This window comes from Alkanindiges hydrocarboniclasticus, from assembly GCF_001982605.1.
GTDB classification, from domain to species: Bacteria; Pseudomonadota; Gammaproteobacteria; order Pseudomonadales; family Moraxellaceae; genus Alkanindiges; species Alkanindiges hydrocarboniclasticus.
The window spans coordinates 46,350-59,854 of sequence record NZ_MLCN01000013.1; the positions used below are offsets into that span (position 1 = coordinate 46,350).

The window sequence follows — 13,505 nt, forward strand, 5'->3', positions numbered from 1 at the left end:
TTTATTAAGCTACAGCGTCCGCATAGACGGCTTAACGTTCTTCGGTTTCCCGCACGCGCATCAGGCCTTCCTGTACGGTACTGGCCACCAGTTCGCCATTTTGCCACATGCGGCCAAAATTCAGGCCACGGGCGCTGGCTGTTACCGTGGCATCCATGTCATGTAGCAGCCATTGATCGGCACGCACCGGCTTATGGAAATACAGGGTATGATCCAGACTGGCAGCCTGCAAATTCGGCGTCATAAAGCTGATGCCATGCGGCATCAGGCCCGTGCCCATTAAGGCAAAGTCCGAGCTAAACGCCACAATGGCCTGATGCAGGCCTTCATCATCCGGTAGGCTGTCCCAGGTTTTCATCCAGTGTGCACGCGAGGGCGCTTCTGGCTGCGGGGTAAACGGATTAGTGACGCTCACATAGCGCATGTCGATATGACGCTCGCGCATGAAATTGACCCGCACATTTTCCGGCAGGAAGTTGACAATTGATTCCTTGAGTTCCTGCTCGGTTTTGAGCGATTCCGGTGCTGGATACTCAGGCTCGGAAGTCTGGTAATTCAAGCCTTCTTCCTGCGGCGCAAAGGAAATCATGGCCATGAAAATAATCTTGCCATGCTGCAAGGCCTTGACCTGACGGCTGACAAAGCTTTTGCCATCACGCAGGTGTTCAACCTGATAAATAATTGGTGCCTTGATATCGCCGCCATGCAGAAAATAGGCATGCAGCGAGTGGGCCGGACGATCTGTTGTCATGGCAGCCGCACGCAGGGCCTGCCCCAGTACCTGACCACCAAACACACGTTTGCCCACAATATTACGGCTAATGCCACGGAACAGGTTTTCTTCAAGCTTCTCAAGGGTAAGTAGCTCAACCAGTTCGGTTGTTAATTGATTCATCATAAACCCATGTCATAACTCATGTTTTTTTGACCATAAACATAAATATGGCCAGATACCGCCAAAAAACATGACTGTGAAGTAACTTTTGGCATTTTAGCAAAATGCATCAGGCAGTTGCTGCTATAACCAGTTCACCTGCTTGAGTCGATAATACAGAAATGAGCTTAAAGTCACCATAATTAACAGCACGATAAAATAGGCAATTGGCCAGTGCAGCTCCGGCATGTTGTCAAAGTTCATGCCATAGACGCTGGAAATCAGGGTGGGAACTGCCAGAATGGCCGCCCATGACGCCAGCCGCTTGACGATTTCGTTCTGGCTTAAACTCACCTGCGCCATATGCACATCCATGGCTGATTTTTGCATTTCACTCTGGCTCTGGATAATGTCCAGCGTGCTCAGGATTTTGTCCTGAATATCCCGAAAGTAGGGAATCACTTCCTTGGGAATTACCTTCATCAGTTCAGCCGACTGGTGTGCAATCAGGTAACAGGTCACTTCCTTGGTGGGCACCACCGCCAGATGAAAATTGGTAAGTTCTTCCTTAAGGGAATATAGATAGACCAGTGTTTGCCGGTGAAACCTGTCGGTAAAAATATTTTGCTTGAGGTCCTGTAGCCGGTCATGCAGGTGCGCGATGGCTGGCAGATATTGCTCCACCAGACAGTTCATCAGCGCATAAAAAATATAGGCCGGGCCATGCATTACCTGATGTGGACTGGCTTCACACAGGCTGACCACCTGTCTTTCACACAGCGCATCACTTTGCCGTACCGAAATAATATAGCGATCGGTTAAAAAGATATTGCTACTGCCAAACTCCAGCTGATCCAACTGGGTATTTTGTGTCACGGTACTAAACACCACAAACAGCGTGTCACCATAAGTTTCAATCTTGGTGCGCTGAAATAACGCCGTGGTGTCTTCAATGGCCAGTTCATGCAGGCCAAAATCCTGCTTGATTTGCTGCAACACCTCACTTTCCGGGCGCAGCAGGTAAATCCATGCAAAATAATCCGGATGCTGCTCCAGTGCAGCCTTGACCTCAGCCAGTGCTACAGCGCCAACAGCCTTGCCGCTGGAGCGGTCATACAGCAGGCAATGCACCTCACGGGGGCTGGCAGGTTGCTCAGGCATGTGTTCATCAGGCCGGTTGGGCTGGCAGGTTTGCAGCGGCATAATCAGAAACCATTTTGCTATACAAATTTAATCCATAAAGATCAGTCTATTAAAAAAACACAAAACGTTGCGTATAACTTTAATGGTACTGTTGTTATAGCGCGGCTGTATCATTCATTATCCAAAACGCTAATGTGATGCAGCAATATGTTATGGCATGCTTGCCCAGTGCCAAAAAGTCAGTTTTATCGACAACTGTTTCTTATTGCGGCTTTTATCGACAAATTTTATGAAAACGGTCAAGGCTTTTTGTTGAGCGCTGGGTAATAATAGGCGCAATCAACAAATGCATTGCTTGAACAAGCAACATTGAACCAGCAGAATCAGCAGGCAGGATTATTGAATGGCAAAGAAGAATAGTTTTTCCCAGATGTATCGTCGGGTTTCAGGCAAGCTGCTGAGTACATTTGTTACCCCGCAACTTCTGGGTGAATCATTTGCAACGGATAAACTGTCCACCAGTGCAAAAGAACAGGATATTCCGGCTGCCGTGGATGCCCAGAACGGCTCCAGCCCCGCCCAGCCGGTTTGCTATATCCTGCAAAATTATTCGCGCAGTAATGCACTGGTGCTCGATAGCGAAACCCGCCGCCTTGAGCTGCCTGCTGCACTGGATAGCATGGACAGCCAGCTTTTAAATGAAGATGCGTCCATTATCTTTTTGCAGCAACGGGCACAACGCAATAATTTTTATCCTAATAACTATACCTTTCCCCCTCGCCTGCTCAGGCTGATTGAAGTACTGGAAAAAAACCCGGAGCTGGATATCCAGTTGGTGCCAGTGACTGTATTGTGGGGCCGTGCGCCTGAAAAAGAAGAATCCTGGTTCAAGCTGCTGGTGACCGACTCATGGGCCACGCCCAGTGCGCTCAAGCAACTGGTCAATATTGGCGTACATGGCCGCCAGACTTATCTTGAGTTTCACGAAGCGCGTTCCTTGCGCCAGATGCTGAATGAAGCCTTGGTCAAGTATCCCAACCTTGCCCCGGCCACTTATATTGTCAGTGACCTGACCGAATATCTGGCCAAGCAGCGTGAAGTGATTCTGGGGCCGGATTTGTCTGACCGCCGCAATGTGGTCAGTGGCCTGATTCAGTCCCGTGATATACAAAGTGCACTCAAGCAGGAAGTTATCCGCAGCAACATTACACCGACTCAGGCTGAGCAAATGGCAGCAGGTTATCTGGACGAAATTGTTTCTGATTACTCGCCATCCAGCGTGCGGGTGTTTGAGCGTGGGCTGGCCTGGCTGTGGACCCAGTTATATGACGGGGTAGAGGTGCATCACTTCCAGACTGTGCGTGAACTGGCCGAAAAATACGAAATTATTTATACCCCATGCCATCGTAGCCATATCGACTATTTGCTGATGTCGTATGTAATTTACAAGCGCGGCCTGATGATTCCCTATATTGCAGCGGGTGATAACCTGAACCTGCCGTTGCTGGGGCAGTTCCTGCGCGGTGGCGGTGCTTTCTTTATCCGTCGTTCGTTTAAGGGCCTTGAGCTGTATAGCGCGGTACTCAAGGAATACCTGCACAGCATTCTGGTACGCAATACCCCGCTGGAATACTTTATTGAAGGCGGCCGTTCGCGTACAGGACGCCTGCTACGGCCACGTACCGGTATGCTGGCCATGACCATTCACAGCAAGCTGCGTGGCGGTGGCAAGCCCGTGGTGTTTATTCCCACCTATTTTGGCTATGAGCGCCTGATGGAAGGCGGTACTTATGTGGGCGAAATGCAGGGCAAGCCCAAGGAAGCCGAGTCGATTTTCGGCCTGATTCAGGCAGCACGCAAGATTGAGCGGATTTTTGGCAAGGTGCATGTCAGCTTTGGCGAACCGGTGTTTTTGGATCAAATGCTGGCACGGCATAATGCTGACAAGATTCGCCTCACCAGCAATGATCAGCCGTTGCCGGAAGAAGCCTCTGCCGCAGTCAATGCAGTGGCTGAAGAAATCATGCAGAACATCAACCGGGCTGCCGTGATTAATCCGGTATCGCTGCTGTCGCTGGTACTGCTGTCCACGCCCAAGCATGCACTGGATGAAGAAGTCTGCATCAAGCAGCTGGACATTTACCGCCGTCTGGTTGAAATGGCCCCATATGATGAGCGCGTTGAAGTCACATCCCTGCCGGGCAAGGAAATTATTGGCTATGGCCTTAAGCTCAAACTGATCAAGCGCGTGCATCATGTACTGGGCGATATTATTGCCATTGAAGACAATCAGGCTGTGCTGCTGACCTACTTCCGCAACAACATTTTGCACCTGTTTATCCTGCCGTCACTGATTGCCTCATTGGTACAGCACAATGGCAAAATCATCCGTGAAGATATCAACAGTGTGATCCAGACCCTGTATCCATTCCTGAAAGCCGAGCTGTTCCTCAAATGGGATGCAGATCATTTGCCGGATGTAATTGACCATGTGGTGGAAGCGCTGATTGGTTGCGAACTGATTATGGATGATGGCCGTGGCACCCTGTACAGCCCTGCGCCGAACAGCGAAAGCTATAACCAGCTCAGTGTACTGGCCACGCCGGTCAAGCAAAGTCTGGAACGCTACTTCATGACGCTGGCATTGTTACGGCAACGCGGATCTGGCCGGGTGACTTCACGGCAAATTGAGGACTTAAGCCACCTGCTGGGCCAGCGCTTATCCGTCCTGTATGAGTTCAATTCGCCAGAATTCTTTGATAAGACCCTGTTCCAGAGCTTTATTGGCGCCCTGACCCAGCTGGGTTACATCCGTCTGGACGAGAATCAGGTGCTCTATTTTGATGAAGGCCTGATTAACATGGCGGACAACGCCCGTCTGGTGCTGGATGAAGACACCATGAATCATTTACAGCACATCACCAACTTTAGCGATGAAGAAGTGATTGCTGCCATTGCTGCACTGGAAAAACAAAAATCCCGCCGCAAGCGCAACAAGTAATGGTGTCAGGTTAAAAACGTGGCATTGACCCCTGCTTGCTGCAACCTGACGCCATAAAAAATCCCCTTGCTATATTGCCAAGGGGATTTTTTATTGATGACGTTACTAGCTAACGATGAGGTTATTCACCTCTGGTTTTGCACTCTGGTTCCTGCGGATTTTGCTGGCAACGCAAGCGCTTGAGCAGATTCATCATTTTGGGATGATAAATCTGGTTTTGCACAAACTCGAGCCGCATCTGACGGATCAGGCGAAAGTATCCCACTTGGTCATCGGCAGGAATATCAAACCAGTAGCGCGCGGGCACCTTGTTGTCGTAATACTGGATTTTTTTCATTAGCCGTGGGGATTGCGATGCAAACCATGCCCGGCTTTGTATCCCAAAGGTCTTGGGAAATGCATTCTGGTGCGCAATCACATTCATGGTCATAAAGCTGATCGGAAAGCGAGCAATGCCACCCTTGTTGCCCAGTGCCCGATACAGCTCAAAAGCTTCAAAGGAATAACTAGGTAAGGGCACAATATCAACTTTTGGGTCCTGCACTTTCAGGATAGCAGTATCCACTTCCATGAGCACAGGCTCACCACCCACGCGTTCAATCATGCGCCGCTGTACTGGATCACTGGCCAGCACGCCCACCCGCTTGCCTTCAATTTTAATCAGGCTGCTGACACTACGATCCTTCACGGTTAGGTAAGCAGAACCAATGGGAATGGCCCCCAGTGCTTCATGGCCATTTTCTACCATTTCAGGGGCCAGTTTGGGATGACCCAGCAGCAGCAACAGGTTACGTGCTACGGTATTGCTGGGTATGGCACCAACCGCATTGATTGAACCCGTAAACTTGTTAAATTCACGGGTACTAAAGCTGGTGGCGCTGATTGCATCACACTTGCCCTGCTTATAATCACTGATTGCCTTTTCTTCCTTGTTATAGGCTTTAAGATCAATCATGACTGACCATTTCTGGGCAGCCAGTGCATAATCCTTCATAAAAGCATAATAATCACCAGAAGTACCGCTCAGGTCAAACACACACAGGGTCTGGGCCTGGGCAGTACTGGTGGTTGCAACACTGCCTGCCAATAATACCGATGACAGGGCAAACCTCAAAAATTCCTTTTTTTTCAGTGGCTGCGCTAATTGAAATTTCCGTTGAAAAAATTCATCTTCCCTCGCTACGGCTGTTATTTATCTTTTTTCTGTTATTCATCCTGCGATTACTCATCCTTCAAGGCGCACTCATAATTAGTGGCATCCTGCTGGCAACGCAGGCGTTTTAACAGGCTCATCATGCGAGGGTTATAAGTCTTATTTTGCACAAATTCAATACGCATCTGGCGCAAAATACGCAAATAGCCCACTTGGTCTTCACTTGGAATATCAAACCAGTATTTTGTAGGAACACTAGCGTCATCCCGTGCTACCTTACTCATCAGGCGTGGGGCCTGACTGGAAAACCAGCTACGGCTTTTCTGGCCAAAGCCTGCCGGATAGGCACTTTTCTTTAAAATCAGGTTAAGCGACATAAAGCTTAAGGGAAAGCGCGCTACCCCGCCATTGGCACCCATGGAACGATAGACTTCCAGTGGAATGAAAGCCATGCTGGGAGCAGGTAAAATATCAATTTGTCCAGCCTCAAACTTGTTGCCGGCATTATCAATGGTCATCAATACCGGCTTGGCACCGACCTTGATGGCCATGCGGCGCTGTACCGGATCAACCTCAAGCACACCAATGCGCTTGTTTTCAATCTTGGCCAGTGTATTGGTGGTGCGATCCTTGGTGGTCAAATAGGCAGAGCCAATAGGAATAATGCCCGCAGCTTCATAATCGCCTTCAACCATGTCGCCCGCCACCTTGGGGTTTCCCATCAGTAACATCAGGTTGCGCGCAATCACGTTGCTGGGAATGGCCCCAATGGCATTGATTGAACCGGTATAGCTGTTAAAGTTACGGGTAACAAAGCTGGTTGCCACCAGCCCATCACACTGCCCGGCCTTAAAATCCTGAAGGGCCGCACCTTCATTACTATACGGCTTGAGGGTAATGTCCACATTCCATTTTTTGGCAGTCAGCACGTAGTCTTTCATGAGCGCATAGTTATCGCCAGAAGCCCCACCAAGGTCAAACGCACAGATGGTTTGTGCACTTGCGCTGCTCATTAGCCCCAAAAGACCAGTCAGTACCAGCAGGTTTTTTACTGACGATTTACCTTTTTTATCCATGATAGCAAGTCCCTATCTTGTTGTTCCGTGTAGCCCATTACACGCGGTATTAAAAGTATCCCCGGCTTCTCTGCACTGGCCATTTCCTGACCTGCTTAATCCGGTTTGCTATCACCGAAATCTTTTCCCCGGGATTAATCCTGTCATTGATTAGCAGCAATAAAAAGATACTGTTGCTAACCCCCAATCAAAAACCAAATCCATTCACATTGCAAGTGCAAAAACCACCCATATTTATCAAAAAAACAGTCAAACTGCTGGACAGGTATTTGTTTTACCAATAATCATTTAGTGTCTGTTTTCGCTGGATAATGCCAGAATCATGCTATAGCCGTCCTGATAACCCGGGTATTTCAACCGGTAGCCGCTTTGAGTTAAACCATGGCAATGCAACCGTTTTCCAGTAACGGGTGCTTCAGTAGCCCGCACATGTTCAAGCCCCTGTTGCTGTGCCAGATAAGCCAGCACCTCATGTTGCAGGCTGGGCTGCATGTCTGTCGCCAGATACAGGGGTTCAGGTACAGCGCAGGTCGTCAGATGGGCCAGAAATCCTGCAAGGTCATCACTGTGTATACGGTTAGTCCACTGGTTGTGCTTGACGGGTTTTCCCTGTTTCACCCAGTCAATCAGCCGCAAGCGCCCCGGTCCATAAATCCCACTGGGCCGTACGATACTCAGGGTGCTGCCCCATGTATTAAACCAGTGCTGCTCGGCCTGCCATAATACCTGAGCAGTGGGCGTATCCGGCTGTGCTGGCGTGCTTTCATCCATCCACTCGCCCTGTCCACTGCCGTATACACTACTGGACGATATAAAAACCACACGCTGCACCGGATGCTGCCGCAGTGCCTGATGCAGTGGCGCAATGCTGTCTATAAAAATATGCCGGTAGCTGTCAGCCGTTCTTTCATCGGGGGTCAGCACAACATAAACCCAGTCTACGGGAGACAGTTGATCCAGACTGGCCTGATGGACCGTCTGTGTTATTGAGGTTACTCCTGCTATGGATCGGGAGCGCCGGCTAAGACCAGTTACCTGATGGCCCATGGCGACCAGATTTGTCGCAAGCAGGCTGCCAATGCTGCCCAGCCCTACAATCAACACATGCATTTTTCATCAACTGCCATTACACTTTGCGCATGAGTATAACTGTTCGTGACTTGTCGGGTGTAGGAGAAGCTGCCGCACAACTGCTGGCCAAGCTGCATATTTACACGCCTGTAGACTTGCTGTTTCACCTGCCGCGCGACTATGAAGACCGTAGCCGCATCATTCCCATGAGCCAGCTATTTGTCGGCAAAACGGCGCTGTTGCAAGGCACTATTCAGTCGGTGGACTTTCCTCCGGGCAAGCGTGCCTCCATGGCCATTCAGATCAGTGATGGCATGGGCAAGGTCACGTTGCGGTTTTATCAGGTGTACAAAAGCCTTAAAGAACGATTCAAGGTCGGCAGTAGCGTGCGGGTGTTTGGCGAGGTGCGGGTAGGCGCGCGGGGCCTTGAGCTGTATCACCCCGAATACCAGTTCGTCAGTCCGGATGAACCACTGCCTGCCTCGCGCCTAACTGCCATTTATCCCACCACCGAAGGGCTTACGCAGGCCAAGCTGCGCCAGTTTGTGGATCAGGCACTGAACAATTATTCGCAGCATCTGCCGGAACTTTTGCCCAGCCAGTGTGTCAAGCACTATGACATGCAGGCCGCCTTGCGTTATATCCATCAGCCCCCGGTGGATGCCAATGTCTTTGATTTGGCTGAAGGCCGTCACCCGGCCCAGCAACGCCTGATTTTTGAGGAACTGGTTGCCCATCAGATTAGCATGCTTACACGCCGTTATTATATTCAATCCATTGCCGCGCCTGCCATTTTGCCCAGCAAGCAACTGATTACAGAACTGCTAGCGGGCCTTGCCTTTAAACCCACCAATGCCCAGCAGCGGGTAAGTATGGAAATATTGCAGGATTTAAGCCAAAGCAAGCCCATGCTAAGGCTGGTGCAAGGAGATGTGGGCGCAGGCAAGACACTGGTGGCTGCCATGGCCGCCTGTCACGTGCTGGAAAGCAACTGGCAGGTAGCACTGATGGCCCCTACTGAGATTCTGGCCGAACAGCATTTTATTAACTTTAGCCAGTGGTTTGAGCCATTGGGCATTCAGGTGGCCTGGCTATCCGGCAAGCAAAAAGGCAAGGCACGCGAGCTGGCTGAACATCTGGTCAGAACCGGACAGGCGCAACTGGTAATTGGCACGCATGCGCTGTTTCAGGCCAATGTGACCTTTAAACAATTGGGCTTAGTCATTATTGATGAACAGCACCGTTTTGGTGTTGACCAGCGGCTGGCCCTGCGTGAAAAAGGCAGTGCAGGCACAACACCGCACCAGTTGGTAATGACCGCAACGCCAATCCCACGCACGCTGGCCATGAGCGCTTATGGGGATCTGGACACCTCCATTATTGATGAACTGCCACCGGGTCGCACCCCGATTACCACGGTCACTATTCCGTTTGAAAAACGGGAACAGGTCATTGCACGGGTAGCAGCAAATTGTACCGAAGGCCGCCAAGCTTACTGGGTATGTACGCTGGTAGAGCAATCAGAAAGTCTGGATGCACAAGCGGCTGAGGACACCTTTGCCGACCTGTCGGAACGCTTGCCGCATCTTAAGTTAGGGCTGGTGCATGGCCGCATGAAGCCGGAAGAAAAACAGGCCGTCATGCGTGCCTTTAAAAATAATGAACTGCATTTGTTAATTGCCACCACCGTAATTGAAGTGGGTGTGGATGTGCCCAATGCCTCGCTAATGATTATTGAAAATGCCGAGCGGTTGGGACTATCACAGTTGCACCAGTTACGTGGTCGCGTGGGCCGTGGCAGTACCGCCAGTTTTTGTGTACTGCTGTACAAATCGCCATTGTCTGAAAATGGCACAGAGCGGCTGGCTACCTTGCGCGCCAGTACCGATGGTTTTGTGATTGCTGAAAAAGACCTTGAACTGCGCGGCCCCGGTGAAATTCTGGGAACGCGACAAACCGGCCTGCTCGGTTTTCGGCTGGCCAACCTGCAACGCGATGAATACCTGTTGCCACAGGCACAGCGTATTGCCGCATTAATTTTAAAACAGCATGCTGAGCTGGCTGAACCTTTGTTACAGCGCTGGCTACCGGAAGCCCCACGCTATGCGTATGTTTAATTCATGATCGCCAGTCTAATGCAGGCAGTACAAGCACTGGGCAGTCGTCATGTTGCAACGTGCCTGCTGTGTCAGCTTTATCCGGTTCAGCTTCAACATAGCCTGTGTAAGTCGTGCTGGACTGAATTGCCATGGCTGCTACAAAGCGCCTCAGCTTCAAATCAGAGCATCTCGCATCCAGTACAGGCTGCATGCCATTATGGCTGGCCAGTTGACCGTTTGATTCATTTGTATAAATACCAGCAACGGCTGGATGTATTGCCAGTCTTGCGTGACATTTTGCTGCGCACATCCAGGCCATCTGTTCAGGCACTGATTGCAGTTCCCAGCTCACCGGAGCGACTGGTCACGCGCGGTTTTAATCCGGCCTCGCTGCTAGCCCATGAACTGTCCAAAGCATGGCAGATTCCAGTGTGGCAGCCTTTAAACCGGCACCATACACCAGCCCAGCAAAACCTGTCACGTGCCGAGCGTTTAACCAATTTGCAGGATGCGTTCTATATAAATACCACCCAGTGCCGGGTTATTTATCGTAAAGTACTGATTATTGATGATGTCATCACCACTGGCAGCACCCTAAATGCCATACATCAACAGCTAGAGAGTTTAGGGGTACAACAAATCCAGAGTCTGGTGATTGCGCAGGCTTAACAGTTCGGGCCAAGCAATCATAAACTGGTAACTTGGCAAGATTTTTTGGTAAAAATACCACTTAACCCCTGCCCATTATTCAAATAGATGAATAGAATAGGCGCCACGTTTAGCGCTGTTTAACTGATCATTATTTCGCGCAAGGGAGCTTATTGTATGCTCGAAGCCTTTTTTGCCACCGAGCGCGGCAGCTTACAGGATACCACCGTCCGGGGTGGTTTTGACCTTGAGCAGGAACTGGTCTGGATCGACCTGATTGCCCCCACACAGGAAGAACAGCAGTGGGTTGAAGAGGCCTATGGTCAAAACCTGCCGACCATTCGCTCGCTGGAAGATATTTCATCCTCGGCACGCTACTACCGTGATGATGACGGCATCCTGCATATCAGCACCTATTTTTTATCCAAGAATAAAAGCCTGCAAGCTGACAATGAAGATGAAGACAACAGCCACATACTGGCCACTGCCCAGACCGTTGCCTTTATTTTAAGCAAGGACCGGCTTTATACCCTGCGTGGTGAAAAACTGGTGTCGTTTCGGGCCTTTCGTGCCCGTGCCCGTCGCAATGACTATGACATTGACTACAAAGACCCCATCTGGATTTTGCTGGGTCTGCTGGAAGCCAAGGTTGATGAACTGGCCGATATTCTGGAAGACGTACACCGCGATCTGGAAAAATACTCTACCGAAGTGCTCAACAACCATCACCGTGAAAATGTGCTGGACCTGGACGACATGGTAACCCGGCTGGCCCAGCAGGAAGATGTTCTAGGAAAAGCCCAGTTATGCCTGATTGACTTGCGCCGCGTACTGACTTTTTTAAGCCGTCCACGTGCGCTGGGTAGCCATATTTATGATGTTGACGTGCGGGAATTAACCGAAGACGTGCGTTCACTGGTTGAACACGATACTTTTTTGTATCAAAAAGTACGCTTCCTGCTGGATACCACCTCAGGTTTTATTAACACCGAACAAAGTGATACGATCCGTCGCTTCTCCATATTGCCCAGCATGTTAGCCCCGCCAATGCTGATTGCCAGCATCTATGGCATGAATACCGATAGCCTGCCGTTTGCACAGGGGCACTACAGTTTTTTTCTGGTAATACTTATTGTCTTACTATTTTTTATTGGACCTCTTATTTACTTCCGTGCTAAAAAGTGGATATAAGTCACTTACAGCATTTAATGTTTGTAATTTGCAAAAATGCGATTACAATAAGTAATATAAAATTAACATAAAGGCTTTGTCGTGAAATTATCAAAAGTGGTAGCACTTGCAGTCGCTTTAACGGTAATCCCTGCACACGCCGTCGAAACCTTACGGATTGGTATTAGCCAAGGTTTTTCGCCCGTACTAGAATCCCTTAAGCCGCGCTTAACGCAACAGCTAGGCATGAATATTGAAATTTATTCACGTCCTAACATTGAGCTATACACTGATTTTAATAAAAAAAATGTCACTGCTGACTTAATCATTTTTATTGAAAATTCAGGTTATGGTGCTAAAAAAGTTAATCAGTTTCTGGAAAAAAATAGTCAGATCATTGCTGCTAGTCAGGTTATCCTGTGGTGTCCTAATGACCCATTGCCCAAACGTGTAACCTTACTGGATACATTATTTCAAGCTAAAGTCAGCACCATTGCAGTCCCTCCCAAAGGAAGCCGGGTTGGTAATATCTTTCTTAAAAGTGTTCCTAACATTCCTTCCAATACCCGTCTGGTCACCGCCAGCGACTCCTTGGCAGCATGGCGCATGGCGCGTAGCAAGCAGGTTCAGTGCGCGGTAACGCTGGATAAATGGCTGCGTCCGGGTGACCAGTTTGTTTATATTTCCAATGAAGAAATTATTTTACGTGGCTATGTTAACCCTGCCCGTAAAAACACGGTCAAAGCACGCCAAGTGATTAACCTGCTCAGCTCGCCACTGATTCAGCCATTGATGATGCGGGCTACTTCGATTGAGCTGGCACAGGATAGACCTAAAAACAAGAAAATAGACCCTTCAAGAAAAATAAGAGTTGGGTAATACCAACTCCTTTGCGGGTTTAAAATTTTAGGACGTTTTATCTTGTATAATATTTAAAAAAATCACGCCTATGTTTTTTTCTAAAATTTATTGTGGTGTTAAGCCAAATTCTGCCATTAAATTGGACGCCTGAATAATCGCCTGCATTTTTTGTGGAACTTTCTGCAAATAAAACATCTGGCCAGTTGCACATTGCCTTAACCATTGCACAAATACTGCCAGTACAATGGTATTGCTGGATTCAAGTCCAGATAAATCAATAGATACTGGCCACTGCTGTTGTTGCTTTAACAGCGTCAGGCCCTGTTCATACACCGTGGCAGCATTATCAAACTCAATGCTGCCTTTTAAAAACAGAACCTGATCCTGAACACTAAGCTGTGCCGCCATA

General features: G+C 49.2%; 11 protein-coding genes. 5 read left to right on the forward strand and 6 right to left on the reverse strand.

What is annotated here, in order from left to right; genetic code table 11:
- Positions 1-31: 31 nt before the first annotated feature.
- Positions 32-895 (reverse strand): acyl-CoA thioesterase, encoded by an 864-nt coding sequence (locus tag BKE30_RS05525; RefSeq protein ID WP_076877607.1) that lies wholly within the window; start codon positions 893-895, stop codon positions 32-34.
- A gap of 123 nt (positions 896-1,018) precedes the next feature.
- Positions 1,019-2,077, reverse strand: coding sequence for a magnesium and cobalt transport protein CorA (locus BKE30_RS05530; protein ID WP_076877608.1), 1,059 nt, complete (start codon positions 2,075-2,077; stop codon positions 1,019-1,021).
- Positions 2,078-2,420: 343 nt separating this feature from the next.
- On the opposite strand from BKE30_RS05530, the gene plsB reads away from it, so the two are divergent.
- Positions 2,421-5,018, forward strand: a complete 2,598-nt coding sequence (gene plsB, locus BKE30_RS05535; protein WP_076877609.1) for a glycerol-3-phosphate 1-O-acyltransferase PlsB — start codon at positions 2,421-2,423, stop codon at positions 5,016-5,018.
- A gap of 121 nt (positions 5,019-5,139) precedes the next feature.
- Here plsB and BKE30_RS05540 read toward each other — a convergent pair whose 3' ends face one another.
- From BKE30_RS05540 to BKE30_RS05550, 3 genes are all read right to left on the reverse strand, one after another.
- The gene (locus BKE30_RS05540; protein ID WP_076877610.1) at positions 5,140-6,132 is read right to left on the reverse strand and encodes a putative solute-binding protein; all 993 of its coding nucleotides are present in this window, start codon (positions 6,130-6,132) and stop codon (positions 5,140-5,142) included.
- A 107-nt stretch (positions 6,133-6,239) separates the two neighbouring features.
- Entirely contained in the window at positions 6,240-7,247 is a 1,008-nt protein-coding gene (locus tag BKE30_RS05545; RefSeq protein ID WP_076877611.1) for a putative solute-binding protein, read from the reverse strand.
- 288 nt (positions 7,248-7,535) lie between these two features.
- Positions 7,536-8,357, reverse strand: a complete 822-nt coding sequence (locus tag BKE30_RS05550; RefSeq protein ID WP_076877612.1) for an SDR family oxidoreductase — start codon at positions 8,355-8,357, stop codon at positions 7,536-7,538.
- A 29-nt stretch (positions 8,358-8,386) separates the two neighbouring features.
- On the opposite strand from BKE30_RS05550, the gene recG reads away from it, so the two are divergent.
- The 4 genes from recG (at position 8,387) to BKE30_RS05570 (ending at position 13,114) form a co-directional block, all read left to right on the forward strand.
- Complete coding sequence (gene recG, locus BKE30_RS05555) at positions 8,387-10,435, forward strand: ATP-dependent DNA helicase RecG (RefSeq protein WP_076877613.1); 2,049 nt, start codon at positions 8,387-8,389, stop codon at positions 10,433-10,435.
- A gap of 3 nt (positions 10,436-10,438) precedes the next feature.
- Positions 10,439-11,086 carry a ComF family protein gene (locus tag BKE30_RS05560; protein ID WP_076877614.1) on the forward strand — a complete coding sequence of 216 codons (648 nt, stop codon included), beginning with the start codon at positions 10,439-10,441 and terminating at the stop codon, positions 11,084-11,086.
- A 156-nt stretch (positions 11,087-11,242) separates the two neighbouring features.
- Positions 11,243-12,256, forward strand: a complete 1,014-nt coding sequence (locus tag BKE30_RS05565) for a CorA family divalent cation transporter (RefSeq protein ID WP_076877615.1) — start codon at positions 11,243-11,245, stop codon at positions 12,254-12,256.
- Positions 12,257-12,337: 81 nt separating this feature from the next.
- Positions 12,338-13,114 carry a hypothetical protein gene (locus tag BKE30_RS05570; protein WP_076877616.1) on the forward strand — a complete coding sequence of 259 codons (777 nt, stop codon included), beginning with the start codon at positions 12,338-12,340 and terminating at the stop codon, positions 13,112-13,114.
- Between the two features lie 87 nt (positions 13,115-13,201).
- Here BKE30_RS05570 and BKE30_RS05575 read toward each other — a convergent pair whose 3' ends face one another.
- On the reverse strand, positions 13,202-13,504 hold the full coding sequence (locus BKE30_RS05575; RefSeq protein ID WP_076877617.1) for an STAS domain-containing protein: 303 nt from the start codon (positions 13,502-13,504) through the stop codon (positions 13,202-13,204).
- Position 13,505 lies beyond the last annotated feature (1 nt).

Bases quoted from the DNA above. Each gene is read 5' to 3' on its own strand.
- plsB (WP_076877609.1), top strand. From the start codon at position 2,421: ATGGCAAAGAAGAATAGTTTTTCCCAGATGTATCGTCGGGTTTCAGGC.
- BKE30_RS05530 (WP_076877608.1), bottom strand. From the start codon at position 2,077: ATGCCGCTGCAAACCTGCCAGCCCAACCGGCCTGATGAACACATGCCT.
- BKE30_RS05565 (WP_076877615.1), top strand. From the start codon at position 11,243: ATGCTCGAAGCCTTTTTTGCCACCGAGCGCGGCAGCTTACAGGATACC.
- BKE30_RS05525 (WP_076877607.1), bottom strand. From the start codon at position 895: ATGAATCAATTAACAACCGAACTGGTTGAGCTACTTACCCTTGAGAAG.
- BKE30_RS05575 (WP_076877617.1), bottom strand. From the start codon at position 13,504: ATGGCGGCACAGCTTAGTGTTCAGGATCAGGTTCTGTTTTTAAAAGGC.
- BKE30_RS05560 (WP_076877614.1), top strand. From the start codon at position 10,439: ATGATCGCCAGTCTAATGCAGGCAGTACAAGCACTGGGCAGTCGTCAT.
- recG (WP_076877613.1), top strand. From the start codon at position 8,387: ATGAGTATAACTGTTCGTGACTTGTCGGGTGTAGGAGAAGCTGCCGCA.
- BKE30_RS05545 (WP_076877611.1), bottom strand. From the start codon at position 7,247: ATGGATAAAAAAGGTAAATCGTCAGTAAAAAACCTGCTGGTACTGACT.
- BKE30_RS05550 (WP_076877612.1), bottom strand. From the start codon at position 8,357: ATGCATGTGTTGATTGTAGGGCTGGGCAGCATTGGCAGCCTGCTTGCG.